At 46.2% G+C, this 18925-nt stretch carries 14 protein-coding genes; 4 read left to right on the forward strand and 10 right to left on the reverse strand.

All coding sequences use genetic code 11. The features are described 5' to 3' along the window. The first annotated feature begins 84 nt into the window (after positions 1-84). Entirely contained in the window at positions 85-396 is a 312-nt protein-coding gene (locus ACYQ3Q_RS04085; RefSeq protein WP_291300189.1) for a zinc-ribbon domain containing protein, read from the forward strand. Between the two features lie 500 nt (positions 397-896). On the opposite strand, the gene ACYQ3Q_RS04090 is transcribed toward ACYQ3Q_RS04085, so the two are convergent. The 7 genes from ACYQ3Q_RS04090 to ACYQ3Q_RS04120 form a co-directional block, all read right to left on the reverse strand. After that, complete coding sequence (locus ACYQ3Q_RS04090) at positions 897-1520, reverse strand: DUF2680 domain-containing protein (RefSeq protein ID WP_459927378.1); 624 nt, start codon at positions 1518-1520, stop codon at positions 897-899. 135 nt (positions 1521-1655) lie between these two features. Next, the gene (locus ACYQ3Q_RS04095; RefSeq protein WP_459927379.1) at positions 1656-3734 is read right to left on the reverse strand and encodes a sigma 54-interacting transcriptional regulator; all 2079 of its coding nucleotides are present in this window, start codon (positions 3732-3734) and stop codon (positions 1656-1658) included. A 238-nt stretch (positions 3735-3972) separates the two neighbouring features. Next, complete coding sequence (locus tag ACYQ3Q_RS04100) at positions 3973-5136, reverse strand: CaiB/BaiF CoA transferase family protein (RefSeq protein WP_459927380.1); 1164 nt, start codon at positions 5134-5136, stop codon at positions 3973-3975. A 26-nt stretch (positions 5137-5162) separates the two neighbouring features. After that, complete coding sequence (locus tag ACYQ3Q_RS04105; RefSeq protein WP_459927381.1) at positions 5163-6299, reverse strand: acyl-CoA dehydrogenase family protein; 1137 nt, start codon at positions 6297-6299, stop codon at positions 5163-5165. Positions 6300-6401: 102 nt separating this feature from the next. Continuing rightward, on the reverse strand, positions 6402-7169 hold the full coding sequence (locus tag ACYQ3Q_RS04110; RefSeq protein WP_459927382.1) for a 3-hydroxyacyl-CoA dehydrogenase: 768 nt from the start codon (positions 7167-7169) through the stop codon (positions 6402-6404). Between the two features lie 35 nt (positions 7170-7204). Continuing rightward, positions 7205-8356 (reverse strand): thiolase family protein, encoded by a 1152-nt coding sequence (locus ACYQ3Q_RS04115; RefSeq protein WP_459927383.1) that lies wholly within the window; start codon positions 8354-8356, stop codon positions 7205-7207. Between the two features lie 156 nt (positions 8357-8512). Further along, positions 8513-9424 carry an AMP-binding protein gene (locus tag ACYQ3Q_RS04120; protein WP_459927384.1) on the reverse strand — a complete coding sequence of 304 codons (912 nt, stop codon included), beginning with the start codon at positions 9422-9424 and terminating at the stop codon, positions 8513-8515. A 328-nt stretch (positions 9425-9752) separates the two neighbouring features. On the opposite strand from ACYQ3Q_RS04120, the gene ACYQ3Q_RS04125 reads away from it, so the two are divergent. The 3 genes from ACYQ3Q_RS04125 to ACYQ3Q_RS04135 all read left to right on the forward strand — a co-directional run bounded on the left by ACYQ3Q_RS04125 (position 9753) and on the right by ACYQ3Q_RS04135 (position 14566). Beyond that, positions 9753-11396 (forward strand): long-chain fatty acid--CoA ligase, encoded by a 1644-nt coding sequence (locus ACYQ3Q_RS04125; RefSeq protein ID WP_459927385.1) that lies wholly within the window; start codon positions 9753-9755, stop codon positions 11394-11396. A 90-nt stretch (positions 11397-11486) separates the two neighbouring features. Then, complete coding sequence (locus ACYQ3Q_RS04130) at positions 11487-13163, forward strand: fatty acyl-CoA synthetase (protein WP_459927386.1); 1677 nt, start codon at positions 11487-11489, stop codon at positions 13161-13163. Between the two features lie 263 nt (positions 13164-13426). After that, positions 13427-14566 carry an acyl-CoA dehydrogenase family protein gene (locus ACYQ3Q_RS04135; protein ID WP_459927387.1) on the forward strand — a complete coding sequence of 380 codons (1140 nt, stop codon included), beginning with the start codon at positions 13427-13429 and terminating at the stop codon, positions 14564-14566. A gap of 369 nt (positions 14567-14935) precedes the next feature. Here ACYQ3Q_RS04135 and ACYQ3Q_RS04140 read toward each other — a convergent pair whose 3' ends face one another. From ACYQ3Q_RS04140 to hypD, 3 genes are read right to left on the reverse strand one after another with little or no spacing between them, the layout of a single operon-like run. Then, positions 14936-15448, reverse strand: coding sequence for a GDYXXLXY domain-containing protein (locus tag ACYQ3Q_RS04140; protein ID WP_459927388.1), 513 nt, complete (start codon positions 15446-15448; stop codon positions 14936-14938). Continuing rightward, positions 15445-16515, reverse strand: a complete 1071-nt coding sequence (locus ACYQ3Q_RS04145) for a DUF2157 domain-containing protein (RefSeq protein ID WP_459927389.1) — start codon at positions 16513-16515, stop codon at positions 15445-15447. Before ACYQ3Q_RS04145 ends, ACYQ3Q_RS04140 begins: the two co-directional genes overlap by 4 nt. Before the next feature lie 19 nt (positions 16516-16534). Beyond that, positions 16535-18892, reverse strand: a complete 2358-nt coding sequence (gene hypD / locus ACYQ3Q_RS04150; protein WP_459927390.1) for a trans-4-hydroxy-L-proline dehydratase — start codon at positions 18890-18892, stop codon at positions 16535-16537. Between the last annotated feature and the right edge of the window lie 33 nt (positions 18893-18925).

Consider the following 18925-nt stretch of genomic DNA (forward strand, 5'->3'; position numbering starts at 1 on the left):
TTCTCTATTACCTAAGGCTCCGGGAAGAAGTTGGTTAACTTGCCATGTAGGCGCGGGTAATATATTAGTGGAGGTTTTTTTATAATGTTCAATGACAAAGTGTTAAATTGCAAAGATTGTGGTCGTGACTTCGAGTTTACAGCTTCCGAGCAAGAGTTCTATGCTGAAAAAGGGTTCACCAATGAGCCAGGACGTTGCCCAGAGTGCCGTGCAGCTAAAAAAGCACAAACCAGAAACCAAGGCGGCGGTGGCGGTTATGCGCGTCAACAACGCGAAATGTTCCCTGCTATCTGCGCTACTTGTGGAAAAGAAACAACCGTTCCTTTCCAACCTTCTGGTGACAAGCCAGTATATTGCCGTGACTGCTATCAGCCACGTACACGTAGCAATTGGTAAATCGCTAATCTTGAAACCCTCCAAGCCGAAAGGCTATGGAGGGTTTTTTAGTACTATTAGATAGTATAACTTTCAGTTCTATACTTTCTGAAAGGTCCCTTCTCGCCATCCATGGCTACAGCCATCACGACACCTTGCCATCCATGGCGGTGTTCTAATCTCGAACATCCTTGTTCGAGTCATGGCCAGCGCATAAGTTATCAACTAAGGTGACCGCCTGCGCCTGAAGACTGACAGAATGACTAATACGTGCGAAGACAGTGTCTTCGGGTGCTAGCCAATTTTCCTTTATTAATTAAGTAAACTTACTAAAATGAAAAGGGCTAAGTTATCCTCGTCAGGATGACTTAGCCCTTTAGACTTCCTACTACTTCACCAAAATCTCTATTAGTTATTGAAATGGTCCATTGAAAATCTTGTCAAGGTTGTCTAAGCATTATCTCTTAAATTTATGCTGAAGATCACGTATGTTCACTAAGGTTGGAGATGGGGCAATTCAATTACTGTAGATTTGTTGCAGAAGTCGTTGCAGCTGGCGCTGAATCAGAAGGCGCTATTTTGCTGCCCCAAGCACGACCCCCATGACCTCCGCGCTTACCCATACCCATGTCTCCCTGCATAAAGGTGCCATTCTTGAGAGCCTCTTTTTTAGCTTCTAGCTGAGCTTTCGCTTTATCACTCCAGGTTTTAAGTTGCTCATCGGTTAACTTCCCATTACTTTTCATGGCCTCTAATTGAGCAGCTAAACGGGCTTCAGCAGCGTCGCTCCATGTTTTAAGTTGCTCGTCCGTCATAGGTTGACCATTATTAAACATAGCGGCATCGCCACGCATTCTCATACCTTTCCCACCCATACCCGGACCGAAAACCTTACCGTCTGCAATGGCTTGTTCTCTAACTTCTTGGTGCTGGTCGATAAATTTCTTCATAGTGTCCGCTTGTTCTGCAGTTCTGAGCCCTGCTTCCACTTCTTTGTCGACGATTTGTTTCTGGATGCTAAACATTTGCTGTGTCAAACTTTTAATTTCATCGAGCTTAGCAGAATCTGTGGCACCGAAAACAGTTGTCGCACCTCCTACTAACAACACTGCACTAAGCACCCCTACAATAAGTCTTTTCTTCAAACAACATTCCTCCTTAGGTAAAGTATTACCAATCAAGTCTGCGCATCTGATTGGCCTACTATTATCTTAACCATAAAGTTTGTTTAAAGTGTGAATTGAAGTTTAAGAAGTTGTGAGCTTTCAGTAAAGAAAATGTTATATTCGAATCGCATAGCGCCGAATTTTTTCATAAAGCCAGGACCGTGAAATCCCTAGGAGTCGCGCCGCTTCAGACTTGTTACCATTTACCTTGATTAAGGCCTTTTCCAACGTGTCTTTATCCAAATGTTCATGGGCATTTTCTAGGTTCCACCCTTTCTCAAACCTAACCATCTCTACACGCTTAGGTTCTTTAAGGTAAAAGGGCAAATCTTCAAGCTCCAGCCTATCTCCCGAGGCAAAATTCACAGCTCGCTCGATGACATTTTTCAATTCCCTCACATTCCCTGGCCAACGATGACCTATAAGAGTTCTGTGTACATCCGGAGAAACGCCCTCGATCTGCTTGCCAAAATCATGATTTAGCCGCTCTAAAAATACATGAACGAGTGGAATGACGTCTTCTAATCGAGCATGCAGTGGAATAAGGTGAAAATTAATGACGTTAAGTCGGTAATAAAAATCCCTTCGGAATTCACCCTTCTCAACTTTTCGAATCAGATCCTGATTTGTGGCTGCAATAATCCTTACATCCACTTTCATGACTTCATTGCTCCCTATAGGCTCAAAACACTTATCCTCCAAAACCCGCAAAAGCTTACTCTGCAAATTGAGAGACATATCCCCTATTTCATCTAGAAATAACGTCCCACCATTGGCGACCGCGAATTTACCCGCTTTGCCTCCCTTTTGGGCTCCAGTAAACGCCCCGCTGGTATACCCGAAAAATTCCGATTCCAGAAGATTTTCAGGCACTGCGGCGCAATTAACCTTCACATAGGGTCCTTTGCGACGAAGACTTGCCTGATGAATGGCCTCGGCAAAAAGTTCTTTACCTGTGCCGCTTTCTCCGGTCAGCATAATTGTTGAATTCCCACGAGCAGCCATTTCCGCGTCTTGCTTCAAGCGGCGCATATCCTGACTTACTGTAATGATTTGACTGAATGTAACCGGTAGTCTGGTTGAGCCCAATTGTTCCTTGTAAAAACTTAACTCATGATCCATCTGAGCAAGTCTTTGAGCAACATCCTTAACTTCTTCCAATTTCTGAAAGGTAATTTTGCCCACTGCGCCAATAATTTTACCCTGACGCACAATAGGTAGGCGTGAGACGATGTAAGCTCGACCGTTAATGACTTGGATTTCATTGGTTTCCGCCATGCCTGTTTTCAATGTCCGCAGAAGACGGGTATTTTCGATCACTTGATCTACAGGCTCTTGCAAGAGCTCTTTTTCTCTCTTCCCAAAAAATTGGCAGGCTGCCTCATTGATCAAGGTGATTTTTCCCTGGTCGTCTACAACGAAGATGGCTTCATAAGCAATATTGGTGACAGTAAGTAAAGTCTCGTACAGGCGCTTGGTAGCATCTAGCTCTAAAGCCACTTGGTCTAAATCGGTCAAAGCTTGAAAAACGATTACTGCTCCTGCCAGCTCACTCACAGGGCTAATGTTGCAAAGAACGGTCACCTGATTCATTTGAGTCTGAATTCCCACTAGATGTCGCGACTGCTTTAGTACCACGCTCAGATCTAAGCCGGGAAAAACACTACTGAACAGGCGACCATTAAGTGCTTCTTGCTCCAAGCCAAGGATTTTCTCGCCGGACGGATTTATCTGTTGGATACGGTTATTGCGATCCACGACGATAATTCCGTTGGGCATGGCCTGATACACCGTGTTGAGCTTAGTGGCCAATTGTTCCGCTTCACCAAAGAGAGCCATAATCATGTCTACCTTAGTAAAAATCCCAAGTGCTTTCCCTTCTTTGTCTACGACTACACCCGTACCCACTGAGCTATGTTTCGCCCGCTGTTCTACTTCACGGTAAGGTGTGTCGGCTTCGACCGTCACGACTTGGGGATTATAATGTCTCTCAATCTTCTCAGTGGTGTCCGCACCGGCCAAAAAAGCATCTAGTACATTGGCTTTGGTAAAAATCCCAATCAAAAAACCAGCTTCATCTACCACAGGTAGGGCATCCAGCTTGGTCCAGCGTAAAAGCTCTATCCCCTGCCTAAGATTATCTTCAGGATGAATAAGAGGAACATCTCTGGTCATCATATCGCTCATTAGCATTAAAGCTCACCTCGTCGTCAAACTGGAGTAACTACAATCAACTTCATGGTTTCTCCAAATATGGAACACTCTAATTGTTCTCCCTAGACAACGGCTATTCCTTTATTTCAGAACATTCGAGCTTCAATAGAAAAAAGCCCCTCTATCAGGGGGCTTAAAAGCCTATATCAGATTTATTTTGCTAACTCTCATTGTTATAATAGGCAAGTCAATTTTCGACAAATCAACTCAACTACCTCTACTGTTCAAACTCCTTGATTTCCTCCTCGCTGAAACCTACCTCTCTTAAAACCTCCCTCGTCTGTTCCCCAAAGCCCGGAGGAATTTGATCCGGCAGCTCCTCTTGATCCGGAAATTTGAGGGGATTCCTAACAGTCTCCACAGCCTCACTCTCAGGATGACTAAGGGGAGTAAATAGGTGCCGAGCCTGAACCTGAGGATGCTGGCGAGCTTCGGATAGTTCTAAGATTGGCTCACAGCAAACGTCTTTATCTTTGAAGAAAGCAGTCCACTCTTCCTGGGTCCTACTCTTAAAGATCTTCTCCACCTCGCTCAAAACCCTTGGCTCGTGAGAAAATTGCTGGCCGGCAAGATCCGGACGATCTACAGCTTGACAAAAAGCTTGCCAAAATTTTGGTTCTAAGGCTCCAAGGCTCATAAAACGAGCATCTCGAGTCTCATAAACAGCATAGCAAACCTCTCCACCGTTTAACATTCCTTCTCCACGCTTCAGAGTGAAACTCTCAGCCGCTTTCTGAGCATAAAGCATCGCCATCCAGGAGACCACTCCGTCCAGCATCGAGACGTCAATATATTGTCCTCGACCCGTATGCTGCCGGGCGATATAGGCACTCAAGATTCCAGTCACCGCCATGAGGGCCCCGCCACCAATATCCGCCACTTGAACTGCTGGAGATACAGGAACCCCTCCGGCCTGTCCCGTAAGACCCAAGGCCCCGCTAAGCGCCATATAATTGATATCATGACCCGAACGTCGACTATACGGCCCGTCCTGTCCGTAACCCGAAATAGAGCAGAGGATAACAGCAGGATTGATTTTCTGCAGCTCTTTATAACCGAGACCCAAGCTATCCATCACTCCAGGCCGAAACCCTTCCAGAACAATGTCATACTTGGTAAGCAGACGAAAAAAGGCTTGCCGTCCTGCACTGCTTTTTAGATTCAGCTTAAGACTCTTTTTGTTGCGGTTCAGGGACCAATAAAGGGCACTATCTTTAGTACCCGGCAAGTAGGGCTTCATCCAACGCAGATAGTCCCCTTGCCAGGGATCTTCCACCTTCAACACATCAGCCCCCAGATCTGCCAGCAACTGACTGGCATACCCTCCGGGCAGTAGTCGGGTTAAATCAAGAATCCGCACCCCAGTTAAAAGTTGATACATTTATCTCAATCCCCACTCCTTCCTACTCACAACCCTAACTTTCTAGCAATGATGAGTTTCATTATCTCTGTAGTCCCAGCAAAGATGGTATGCACCCGCACATCTCGATAATGCCGGGCGATGGGGTACTCTTCCATATACCCATAGCCGCCGTAAAGCTGAAGGCAGTTATACCCCACTTTGTTAGCCATTTCTCCGACCCAATATTTTGCCATAGAGACCTTAGCCACAATCTCTTGCCCTGCCATATGATCAGCCACTAAGTTATCTACAAACACGCGCCCGATCTCAATTTCGGTTGCCATTTCTGCTATTTTAAAAGCATTATGTTGAAATTTGCCGATTGGCTGCCCAAAAGCTTCCCTCGTCTTGACATAAGCCAGTGCATCACTAAGCATCCGTTCCGCCAGAGCTTGCGAACCAAGAACAGAAATCAGCCGCTCCTGCTGAAGCTTCTCCATAAGATACGAAAATCCCTTACCTTCTTCGCCCAATCGCTGAGTAACTGGTACCCTGCAGTTGTCGAAATAGAGTTCCGCTGTATCCTGGCTGTGCATTCCAAGCTTATTCATGTTTTTGCCCTTAGCAAAACCGGGAGTCCCATCTTCCACCACGATCAGGCTGATTCCCTTGCTTCTGGGCAGCTCTTCAGAACCAGTTTTGACCGCAACAATAACTAAGTCCGCGAAAACCCCATTGCTGATAAAGGTCTTGGACCCATTGATAATATAAGCTTCTCCATCCCTGACTGCAGTAGCCTTCATTCCCTGAAGGTCTGACCCGGCCTGGGGTTCAGTCATAGCAAGGGCTAAGATCTTTTCACCGCGAGCACACGCCGGAAGCCAGTCCGATTTCTGCTTTTCTGTCCCAAAGGCCTGAATGTAAGGTGCAATGATGTCACTATGCAATCCCATCCCAATCCCCACGCCCGCTCTTGCTAATTCTTCATTAATAATGGCAGAGAAGCCAAAGTCCGCTCCAGAACCACCGTATTTCTCTTCCAACCATGGACAGAGGTAGCCCTGTTCCCCCATCCGCCTCCATACCCAACGCGGGATCTCTCTCTGTGCTTCCCACTCTTCGATATGAGGAGAGAGCTCCTTTTCTACAAACTTTACGAAGGCTCGACGAAACATTTTGTGGTCTTCCGAATAGATGTCCATCGTTCCCTTCCTTTCGGTCTATTAACCAATAGTCTTAATGTTAAATCACGCTTCCTGAGATCACTATTATCATTACGATTCTCTCATATGACCACAATGTTTTTACCTAGGCTGCATACGGATTGCCCCATCCAAACGAATCGTAGTACCATTGAGCATTGGATTCTCCACGATACTCTTCACTAAAAGGGCAAATTCCTCTGGATAGCCCAGTCGAGAGGGAAACGGAGTCATAGCGCCCAGCGACTTGCGAGCCTCATCTGGCAAGGATTCAAACATCGGAGTTTCAAAGAGACCAGGGGCAATCGTCATCACGCGAATGCCATGGGTTGCCATCTCTCGAGCAATAGGCAGAGTCATTCCTACGATCCCTCCTTTAGACGCGCTGTAGGCGGCCTGCCCGATTTGTCCTTCATAGGCAGCTACTGAAGCAGTACTGATAATCACGCCCCGCTCTCCTCCAGCATTGGGCTCATTGCTCGCCATATATTCTGCAGCTAGGCGTATAACATTAAAACTACCAATAAGATTTATCTGAATAGTTTTTGAAAAAATCTCAAGGGAATGAGGCCCTTTCTTACCTAGCAGCTTTTCCGCTACCCCAATCCCTGCACAATTCACAACTACATTAACGCGTCCGAACCCCTTAATTGCCTGTTCCAGAGCCGCTTGTACGCTCTCTGCACTGCTAACGTCCGTCTTGCAAAATAGGGCACTGTCACCCAATTCAGCAACCAACTTCTCTCCTCGTTCTACCGCTAGATCAAGAATCATTGCCTTACCTCCATCGTTAACTATCCGCCGTACAGTCGCTTCCCCCAAACCAGAGGCCCCTCCCGTGACGAATCCAACTACTTGTTTCAAATCCATCGTGAATTACTCCTTCCTTAATACCTGTTTGTCTCTCAATCTAATCGCTCAATAATTGTCGCATTAGCCATACCATGTCCCTCGCACATAGTTTGCAGTCCATAACGGCCGCCGGTTCGTTCAAGTTCGTGTATCATTGTAGACATCAACTTAGCCCCACTGGCGCCCAAGGGATGCCCTAGGGCAATAGCCCCACCATTCGGATTTAGTTTCTTCGGGTCAGCACCCGTATCTATCAGCCAAGCCAATGGAACTGCTGCAAATGCTTCATTCACCTCAAAGATATCAATGTCGGCAAGACTTAGACCTGCTTTAGCCAACACCTTAGCAGTAGCCGCTATAGGACCGGTAAGCATCAGGGTCGGATCAGAACCTATGACACTCCGAGCCACTATCCGAAAACGAGGCTTCAGACCCAGTTCAAGCGCTTTGTCACGCGACATTACGAGTACCGCTGCTGCTCCGTCCGAAATTTGACTCGCATTTCCAGCCGTGATTCGACCGTTTTCCTGGAAGGGCGACTTTAGAGTAGCAAGTTTTTCCAGACTTGTGTTCCGCCGTGGGCCCTCGTCCATTTTAATAACTGCTTGTCTACCATCCGGAAGAACCACACTTAGCGGCATAATTTCTCGTTCGAATCGCCCTTCCTCCTGAGATTTTAGCGCCTTCTCATGGCTCTCCAGAGAGAATTCGTCCATTTGTTCGCGACTGAGACCCCATTGTGCGGCGATCCGCTCTGCAGAAAGTCCTTGATTAATGATCTCATAACGTGAGGTCAACTCGTGTGATAACTCTGTATCCTTTACGTTTGAGCCCATAGGAACTCGGGACATATTTTCCACACCCGCTGCTACAACGATATCCATATCCCCAGCCAGAATCGCCTGTGCCGCAAAATGGATAGCTTGCTGACTAGATCCACACTGACGATCAATCGTTAAACCTGGAACGTGTTGGGGATAATCTGCGATCAAGGCAGCCTGACGCCCGATACAAAAACCCTGCTCCCCCACTTGAGAAACGCAACCCATTAGCACATCTTCGATCAAGGCAGGATCGACTCCCGCTCGCTTAACCACCTCTCTGAGGACTTGGCCCGCCAAATCCTCAGAACGAATACCACTTAAAGCTCCATTTCTCCGTCCTACGGGAGTTCTTACTGCTTCTACAATCACTGCTTCTCTCATCGTTTAACACCCTTTCCTAATGCATTACTTTCGCTTAACTACCCCCAGATTCAGAATTTCATCACAGAACACTTTTCCTTAATTTCTGCCTAAGAGGTGCTTTCAGGATCTTGCCCGTTGGATTGCGAGGGATCGCCTGATCGAACCGAACTAAAGTCAAACAGATCCGCCTGTGGGTGTTTGGCAAGCAAGTTGGCTACAGCCGGAACCAATAGTGTGTAGTTTGACCTTTTCTTGAATCATCTGCTTAACAAATACTTGAGCATCGAAAGGATGGTGGAGGACATAGGTTCCTCCCAGCATCAGCCAAGGTACAAATGTGGTACCCAAGGATGCCATATTCACCAAAGGTCCAGCTGTAAACTGCACATCTCCTTTACAGATGCCTGCAGCCTGTATCGCAATGCCGCATTGAGATATCCAGTTGTTATGGCTCATCGGGCAACCCTTCGGATCTGCTTCTGTTCCAGATGTCCAGCAGATAGTAAATATGTCATTTGCCTCTATTTTACTTTGCTCTGTTGCTCGTTCATCTTCTAGGGTCTCTTTCCCTTTCGTCCACTCCCTTAAGGTGTCCAAGCTAATACAGAGCTTAAGGCTTCCTGATCCATTCTGTAGAAGCTCTCTCCCCATTTCTACGTGAAAGGTATCTTTGAATTGCTCGATCGTAATAAAGATCTTAGATTCCGTGAGTTTAGCTACATAGCCCAACTCCTTAAGACGCCACTGCATCGGTATAGGGGAAATTATAGCACCCGTCTTAGCAACGGCCAGATAAAGCATCGCCAACTCCCAGGTGTTGGGCAGTTGAACCATCAAAATATCATCTTTTTGGACGCCTAAAGTTATGAGTTTTCTTGCTACTTTCTGGACTATGACATCAAGCTCACGATAGCTTAAGCGTTCTGGGGCCGAGCCTGTAAGCTCTTCACGATTAGGCGGATCCACCAGGGCAATATGATTTGGAATGGTAACTACATGCTCTTGAAAATGATCAAGGATTGTCTTAGTCCCCCACCATCCTTTGCAACTGTAATCTTCAATCCGTTTGTCCTGCGCCAGAATCATTCTTGATCTCCCCCCTCATATTAATCTTAATATTCTGAGTATTTTGCATCCATCTCTTCTTTGCTTGTATTAAACAAATGCAAATCCTATGCCACTAGTCCCTAGGCATCTCCCTTTGGCAGTCTCCGATAAAGAAACTCAATAACTTCCCTTCCCATGTTTCGTTATAATTGTCCTCAATGACGGACAGTTGACAACATAATATACACTTTGCCCTTTCCTTTTACACGCAAAAGGTGTGAAGAAGCAAGGGATTTTAATTGGCATTAATATTTCAAATATTCTGAACATATAATTAAATTATTAAAATGTCAGGAGTGATTGCACTATGATGGCTTATGATCTCACCTTGCGAGCGGTTCTGGAGAGGGCAGCCAAGCTCTTTTTTAAGAAGGAAATCATCACCCGCGATTATTCAGGGACCTTCCGCTATACGTACAGTGACTTCTACAAGAGAACCCAACGCCTTGCAAATGTGCTCAAGGATTTGGGCATTAACAAGGGAGACCGGGTAGCCACTCTGGCTTGGAACCACCACCGTCACCTAGAGCTGTATTTTGCAGTTCCAGTAAGCGGCGCTGTGCTTCACACCTTGAACTTGCGCCTCGCGCCGGAGCAACTAGTTTACATCATCAACCATGCCGAAGATAAGGTTATTTTTGTAGATAAAGATTTAGTCCCCCTACTGGAAAGCATCCATGATCAGCTCCCAACTCTGGAGTACATCGTCGTAATGTCCGACACGAAAGAGATCCCTCCAAGCACTTTAAAAAAATCACTTTCCTATGAAACGCTCTTAGCAGAGGCTAGTGAAAGCTTCGAGTTTCCAGACTTAAGCGAATGGGATCCAGCGGCCATGTGTTATACCACAGCCACTACTGGCAAACCGAAAGGCGTCGTTTACACTCATCGGGCCCTAGTTCTCCATAGTTTTGCTGCTTCTCTCCCGGATTCCTTGAACCTCCAAGAATCCGACCGGGTAATGCCCTTTGTACCTATGTTTCATGCTAATGCGTGGGGACTACCCTTTGCTTGTACCTGGCTAGGAGCTACTCAGGTCTTTCCAGGGGCGCGCCCCCAAGCAGAGGATCTCTGTCAGCTTATCCAAGAACATAAAGTAACTTTGGCCGCCGGTGTACCCACCATTTGGATGGCCACTTATCCACTGTGGGAGAGTGGAAAATACGACCCGTCCAGCCTACGTGAACTTGTGAATGGTGGTTCCGCCGCGCCTGTATCCATGATCAAGAACTACCACGAGAAATTGGGTGTCTCTATTCTTCATGCCTATGGAATGACGGAAACCACGCCAGTCGTTCTCGTATCCCGACCTAAGAGCTCCCTGACGGACATCTCAATGGAAGAAAAATTTCATTTATCCGCAAAGCAAGGTCTCCTCGTCCCCGGACTTGAAATGAGGGTTGTCGGAGAGGATGGTGACGAAATACCTTGGAACGGTAAAACGATGGGAGAACTCTTGGTCCGCGGACCGTGGATAGCTAAAGAGTATTATAAAGACCCCATTCGCACCCAAGAAGCCTTTTCCTCCGGTTGGTTGCGTACTGGGGACATCGTCACCGTCGATTCAGAAGGGTATGTTTCCGTTGCCGACCGAAGCAAAGACTTAATCAAGAGCGGCGGCGAATGGATTTCATCTCTAGATCTAGAGAATACAATCATGGGGCATCCGGCGGTCTTAGAAGCAGTCGTAATTGCCATCCCTCACCCTAAATGGGTTGAGCGGCCTTTGGCTTGCGTTGTCCTTAAACAAGAATACGAAGGACAAGTTAATGTTCAAGACATCCTTGATTTTCTCAAAGGAAAAGCCCCAAAGATTTGGGTACCGGACCGAGTGGAGTTTATAGATGCCATTCCCCGAACAAGCGTCGGGAAGTTCTTTAAGGCAGCCCTGAGAACGCGTTTTGCCGAAATTTCGAGTACCAAAGAAGATCCAAGCCAAACAGTCGGGTAACAATCCTTGATGGGAGTGCGCCCATGAAATGATCTTTGTAGAAACACAAGCCTAATTGAAAACTAGGAAAAAAAGAGGAGGAGGATTCCCATGACCCTAAATGCCCCGCTAACAGAAGCAGAACAAGAGCATTACCATACGCTCAATGGGGAAAACGTCCGCTTTCTTCGCACCCGCTATAACCGGATCACCCGCTGGGTCGTCGCCGATATCGTTGGACGAAGCGCCCATCGTCACCCGGAGAAACCCGCCATAATTTACCGAAATACCACACTCACCTACCGTCAACTGGAGAAGGAATCTAACCAAGTGGCCAATGCCCTAATCGAGTTAGGTGTGCAAAAATACGATAGGGTGGCCATACTCGCCCACAACACGATCGACCATGTCCTCACTTGGCTGGGCACGGCCAAAGCCGGAGGAGTATACCTTGCAGTCAACTTCCTTCTCCTCGGCAAAGACATCTCTTACTGCATAAACCATTCAGAGGCTAAGGTATTCATTATTGAAGACGCCCTTTACCATCTGGTTAAAGATGTACTAGATGATATGCCTTCCGTAAAAACCCTTCTCTGGTCCCGACAAGGACTGGAGCAGACAGTCCCAGCGAACTTCACCAACTTTGAGACCTGGTACAAAAAGTATCCATTTGATGAGCCTGATGTAGAGCTTCACATCGAGGATCCGGTTCAAATGACCTACACATCCGGGACTGAGAGCCTGCCCAAAGGAGTGATTCTGACCAACCAGTCTCTATTAGCCGAATACACGAGCTGCATTATTGATGGAGAATTTACTCCCGGGGATGTTAACCTCAATGCATTGCCAATATTTCACTGCGCTCAGAGAGATGTATTCCTCACTCCCGCTCTAATGGTGGGAGCCACAAACATCCTCCTGTTTAAAGCCGATCCGAAGGAAATTATGGACAACCTTGCAAAATATCGAGCAACCATGTTCTTTGCGCCGCCAACGGTTTGGATCGGTCTCATGCGCCACCCTGAGTTCGACAGTTATGATTTAAGTTCTATAGTCAAAGGGTATTATGGGGCGTCGATTATGCCTGTGGAAGTTCTAAAGGAGATCATCCGTCGCCTACCCAATTGCCAAAAATTTTATAACTTCTATGGTCAAACAGAACTCAGCCCTTACCATACGATGCTCAAACCTGAGGATATGCTGACCAAACCAGGTTCAGCAGGCAAGGCTGCTTTGAACATGGTATCTCAATTGGAAGACGAGGAGCATCAACCGATTACGAAGGAAGGCCGCCCTGGCGAAATTTGCGGTCGTGGTCCCCACACCATGTTGCTCTATTTCAAAGATCCGGAAAAGACTGAGACCACTTTAGCGCACGATTGGTTCCACAGCGGAGATATCGGGATTCTAGATAAGGATAGCTACCTCACCGTCATGGACCGGAAGAAAGACGTGATCAAAAGCGGTGGCGAAAATGTGCCAAGCCGAGAAGTGGAAGAAGTGATCTATCAAGACAGCCGGGTTTCAGAGGTCGCAGTAGTCGGCCTTGTCCATGAAAAATGGATAGAGGCGGTGACCGCCTTGGTCGTTCTCAAACAAGGGGCAGTCCTCAGTTCAGAAGAGATCATCCTCCTTTGCCGTAAAAACCTGACGGCCTTCAAGGTCCCCAAAGGTGTCATTTTTCTAGACGATCTGCCTAAAACTCCCAGCGGAAAGATTCTTAAGCGGGACTTACGCCACCAATATGCTGCATTTTACCGAAGAGAAATCAACGACGCCAAATCATAATGAAAATGCGAAATAACTGTCCGGAATAACGGACAGTTGACAACACAATGGACACGCCACCTCTCTTTTCACACCTAAAAACACCGAAAAAGGACCCCTTTTGGATTGGCATTGAAATTGCATTTACTTTAGCTAGACAATCAAAAACAAGTGGAGAATACTCTCAATGTCCTAGGAAAACCCTGTCCCCTAAATAGGACGATACTAAAATACGGGATTTTATAATACCCCGTATATTAGAAGAAGAACGAGGAGGAACAGCCTTGGATTTCGAATTATCAGAAGAACAGAGAGCCTTTCAAAGCATGGCCTACAAATTTGCGCTCAAAGAGTTCACACCGATTGCCCAAGAATGTGACCGAGAGGAAAAATACCCACGTGAACTCTGGCAAAAGGCCTGCGAAGCAGGGTTGGTCGGAATTGCAATTCCTGAGGAATATGGAGGACCTGGGGCTGGTTGGACTGAGACAGCTTTAATCACAGAGCAGCTATCTAGAGTGGATTTAGGGCTCAGCTTAGTCGTTGGGGCTGCAACGTTTGGTGCCGAAAATATTATGAACTATGGCAGTGAAGAACAAAAGCAAACCTATCTTCCTTTGCTTCCTGCCGGTCAAGCAATCTTTGCTGGAGCTTATACCGAGCCAAACGCCGGAAGCGATGTGGCTGGAACAACAACCCGGGCCACCAAAGATGGTTCAGACTATATCCTAAACGGCAGTAAAACCTTCATCACCAACGGAACAATCTGTGACTATATGGTCGCCCTATGCGTCACGAACCCGGAGGCACCTAAAAAAACACAGCGCCACAGCTTAATTATTGTTGATGCAAAACTCCCCGGAATTACACGGATGAAAATTCATGGCAAGATGGGGATCCGAGCCTCGGATACGGCAGAAATCACCTTCGAAGATGTGAGAGTACCTCAAAAAAATCTTGTTGGCCGAGAAGGTAATGGTTTCTACCAACTCATGCATTTCTTTGATCAAACGCGCATCATGGTAGCCTCCCAAGGACTCGGTTTAGCGCAAGGAGCTTTAGATTTGGCTCTTAAATATGTTCAAGAGCGCAAAACCTTCGGCGTCCCCCTAGCCGCAAACCAAGCCATTCAGTTCCAACTGGCCGAGATGGCAACCCGAATAGAATTGGCCCGCAACATAATCTACAAGGCCGCTTGGAAAGCGGACAACGGCCAGTTAGATCCCTCACTCAACGCTATGGCTAAATTTTATGCTGGTGAAACAGCGGTCTGGGTCACTGACAAAGCCTTGCAAATGCACGGTGGCTATGGCTATATTGACGAATATGACATTCAACGCTTCTATCGGGATGCAAAGATTTTGGAGATTTACGAAGGGGCAAAAGAAATCGAGAAAATAACGATCGCCAAGCGACTTTTTTAGATCAAGTTAAATACCAGAAAATCAGAATACTGTTCATTTAAATCAGTCAAAAATGGAAAATGGATAGAGAAAACAGCAGATCAAAAATCTGCTGTTTTCTTGCCTCAATCTTTTCGAGGTAAGAGCATGGCGATGTATGAAATGTATTATACTAAAATGTCTTTACTTTTCTGACTATAATACAGTATTTTTATAGACAGCTCTAACTTCCTAATCTATCGATAATCCCAGATCTGATGATCCATGGATCACAGCGGATACCCTTGTAAGTGGTTTCCAGGCTATGAAAACGTCAAAAAAGCAAACTATATCACAACTTGATATCGTTTGCTTCTTAAATGTTAATATGAAATGTTATTATTTAAATCCCTAACGCGGTGCGATTCCCGTCAGAACTCCATAACCGTCGAGGACCTTCACCGTTCCTACAAGTCCTCCCTTAATGGATTCTTGCTCTAGATCCTTGCCACTTCCTTGTTCAAGAAAATATTTGTCGAGACTGTAATCGACCCTGTAATTACTTGACCCATTAAATTCATTAAATATTTCCTGAAACTTCCCTTTCAGATAGACCCCTTGCTTAGGTTTCGTTTCACTAATTTGATCGACTACATAATACTTACCCTCTTGTTTAAGACTCACGTAGAGATTCTTATCGTAAATCTTATCAGGTGGTAAGGTCACCTTAGACTTTGGAACATCCGATATTGCAAAATTAATGGCCACATAGTCCCCCCTAAACAAATCTGTCGGATCATAGGCCTTCGTTTCCAAAACAATTTCTTTCCCGAAGACAACGGTTGCCTGAGGTTTGATGGTCATCGCTAGGAGGATGAACAAGGGAATAGCTACAGCTAGTAAGAACTTCTTTCTCGTAGTCATGCGATCCTCCCCCCTTTCGTTGATTTCCTCATGCGTTCAAAGTAGAAACCAAAGCCAAGTAACAGCAGCCCTCCTACAATAAAGAACAAAGATTTCGGTAAAAATGCAAAGGTATCCGTATAATACCGGAAGATGGTAACACACACAAAGAGCAAGCTGATAAGGCTACCCGTTCTAATTAGGAAAAAGAGAACAGTAACAAAAGCGAGTGCAAAGAGGATACTTACCATACGCGTTGACTGAACATTGACTAGAACATCCCATAAATCGGGAATAGTCAGAATCACGCCCGTTATCCCAAACAGAATGTTACCCTGAATTCGGAAAATATCCGGCTCTAAGTTGTGTTTGACTCCATACATAACAAGCCCTATGCAGAAAAAGAGCAATGCTACATATAAACCCTCAACTTCATATCTTAGGGTGATTTGCAAGATAAAGTTTAGACTCGTCAAATTAGCGAAGAACAAGAGTAGTCTTGACTTGTCAAAGTAGTTAAACGCTAAATACACGATAGGTACCCCTACCCAGCCCGCATAGGGAAACCCCTGCTCAAACGATCCTAAAAGGTAAACCCCGAACAGGATGTTCGTAAAGAGCATTAAATATTTGTCCTTAAGTTGGAATGCCATCGGGAGGACTCCTAATGACCAGAGCAAAAACGCGGTGGGAAAGTCCCCTCCAAAATGATACATCTGTCCAATGAGAAAGATACCTGCTCCATAAACCAGGGTACCTAGGTAAATCAAACTCCGACCCGTCTTCGGAATAGTTTCGGAAAGCATATATCCTGCTAGGTTTACACCACCGAAAACTCCAAAGATGATCAGCAGCTTAACTAAATGACTGATCCCATCCCAGTTACTAGCGATAAAGCTTAAAATCCCGAGACCCACTAAAATTGCGCCTATCGTGACCACTACTCGAATAAAGTTAAGACCACCCTTTACTTCATAAATCTCTAAGATTCCAGTTTTTTGCTCCCCCGTGATCAGACCAGCACGTTCAAAGTGGTCGAGTTCTTGATGGACTAAGGAGAAATTTGCTTTAGTGATTTGCCTTTTCAAACCGTTTTCCCCCTTTATACTAAAATACAGCATGTTCCGTCCGGGCGATGATTTCTTCCTGCAAAGCCTCGCTCAAATCGCAGAAATAGTCGCTATACCCAGCCACTCGAACGATCAAGTCACGGTGCTTTTCTGGTTCAGCTTGGGCAGCTCTCAAGGTTTTGGCATTAACCACGTTAAACTGAATATGGTGACCCCCCAATTTAAAATAGGACCGGACTAACTGAGCCAGCTTATTAATTCCATCGTCCCCTTCGAGGACCTGAGGTGTAAACTTCAAATTTAACAGTGTCCCCCCAGTCCGGGCGTGATCCAGTTTGGAAGCCGATTTAATGACCGCGGTGGGACCTAAGCGATCCATTCCTTGAACTGGAGAAATCCCTTCCGAAAGCGGTTCCCAGGCCCTCCGCCCCTCAGCTGTGGCGCCTATGACAGAACCAAAATAAACATGGCAAGTCGTCGGCAACATATTGATCCGGTAGACACCGCCCTTAGTATTAGGTCTGTCATTCACTTCAGAGTAGTAGGCATTAAAAATATCCACCATCACATCGTCGGCATACTCCTGATCATTGCCAAAATGCGGCGTCTTGTTGACCAGCAGCTGGCGAACTGCCTCATGCCCCGAGAAATTAGCGTCTAAGGCCTTGAGCAACTGATCTAAGATTAGATCCTGCTGGTCAAAAACGTGATATTTTAGGCCGGATAACATGTCGGTCAGACTCCCTAAGCCAACCCCCTGCACATAGTTCGTGTTATAGCGAGCTCCACCATCATTATAGTCTTTGCCCTTGGCAATACAATCATCAATCAGCAGAGAAAGAAACGGTGACGGCATATAAGTTGCATAAAGCCGTTCGATGATATTGCTTCCTCTAACCTTAATATCCATAAAATAATGCAGTTGCTTCTTAAAAGCATCGAATAATGCTTCAAAGGATTGGAAACTTCGAGGATCCCCAGTTTTTAAACCCAACTGCTGAGCCGTCCTCGGGTCCACTCCATTATGCATGACCAATTCCAAGATTTTAGGTAGATTAAAATACCCAGTTAAAATATAACTTTCCTTGCCGAAGGCCCCTGTTTCCACACAGCCACTCGTCCCACCTTGCCGAGCATCCTCGATTAATTTACCCTGGCGCAAAAGTTCCTCGACTACAGTATCCGCATTAAAGACCGAAGGTTGACCCCAGCCCTTACGAATAATCCGAGCTGCACGCTTCAAAAAACGATCGGGATTCTTCTTGCTTAACTGGATGTTCGAGCTGGGCTGCAAGAGTCGCATTTCATCGATCACATCTAAAACTAAGTAAGTGACCTCATTAACTCCGTCAGATCCATCTGCTTTCAGTCCGCCGCTATTAATATTAGCAAAATCCGTATATGTGCCGCTTTCCGCAGCAGTTACCCCAACTTTGGGCGGAGCAGGTTGATTGTTAAACTTGACCCAAAAGCACTGAAGGAGTTCTTTTGCCTGTTCCTCGGTCAAGGTCCCCTCAGCCAAGCCCTTTTTGTAGAAGGGATATAAATGTTGATCCAGCCGTCCAGGACTAAACGCATCCCAGGTATTAAGTTCTGTGATGACCCCTAAATGCACAAACCAGTAAGCTTGCAAGGCTTCCCAAAAGTTCCGTGGGGCATGGGCTGGTACATACCTACAGACCTCAGCAATCCTCTCCAGTTCTTCCTTACGCACTCCATCTGCTTCCACTTGGGCTAATTCCCGAGCCTTTTCAGCATGCCTTTCAGCAAAGCCGATGATGGCTTCGGCACTGATTCGCATCGCTTTTAGTTCTTCCTGCTTGTAGTACGCTTCGGTATCCTTAAAATAATCCAGTTTCGCCAAATGAACATCAATATCAGCAATGAAGTCTAGGATACCCAAGCGGTAGATTTTATCATCAAGCACCGTATGCCCCGGAGCTCTCTGCTCCATAAACTCGGTAAAGATCCCGGCATCATAGGCCGTTTTCCATTCCTCAGACATCTCAGTAAAAATCAGATCCCGCATGGACTTGCCCTGCCAATAAGGAATAATTTGTTCTGCATAGCTTTGGCGCACCTCTGGGCTAACTTTAAACGAGATCTTGGGACGAGAATCCAGAATGTCCAAATCTTCTAGGCTATGACAGCAAAGTTCAGGGTAGGTATAGGTAGCCTTCGGGGCCGGTCCTCTCTCCCCTACAATCAATTCTCCTTCATTGAGGCAAATCTCCTTGTGCTCCAACAAATATTTAAACGCCAAAGCCCGCTGGACGGGAACGGATGTATTCCCGGCCGAGCGATAGAATTCCGTGATTAGCTCAGCTCTTTCAGCGGAGATATTTGCTTCAGTCTCTAGGCTACGCTGCCTGAGCATGGTTACTCGTTCATTCATTCTTAGCCCTCTCCTCCAGGTGTTATAGTATAG

This window comes from Desulfosporosinus burensis, from assembly GCF_054657535.1.